Consider the following 339-nt stretch of genomic DNA (forward strand, 5'->3'; position numbering starts at 1 on the left):
TTCAGTGCCTGCGACCCTCCCAGGGGCGGCGCGTGCCACGTGGGTGCAGATCACCTTCGCGGCGGGGCAGTCGGGCTATATCGATATCAACAATGCGGCGATCGGAAAGCTGTCCGATGCGGATTTCCCGTCTTTCATGGGCTGGCAGAAGATCAGCGACGGCAATACGCCCTTCGATAGTGACGGGTTGTGCGATGTCGAGATGTTGAAGAGGCTCGTCAGGGACGCCGCGGCCAACGATCAGCCCGCAGTAGTGAAGGACGCAACCGAAGTCCAGAAGGCAGACGCGCTTTCTTACTACGTGAAGGGCCATGATGAGGTACGTCGAGCCCTGCGCGA

General features: G+C 60.5%; 1 pseudogene. It reads left to right on the forward strand.

The features are described 5' to 3' along the window. Positions 1-43 precede the first annotated feature (43 nt). Positions 44-339, forward strand: a pseudogene (locus tag PXJ20_RS33055) (hypothetical protein); the annotation flags it as partial.

Source organism: Paraburkholderia sp. A1RI_3L (assembly GCF_048957895.1).
In the GTDB taxonomy this organism is placed as follows: Bacteria; Pseudomonadota; Gammaproteobacteria; order Burkholderiales; family Burkholderiaceae; genus Paraburkholderia; species Paraburkholderia kururiensis.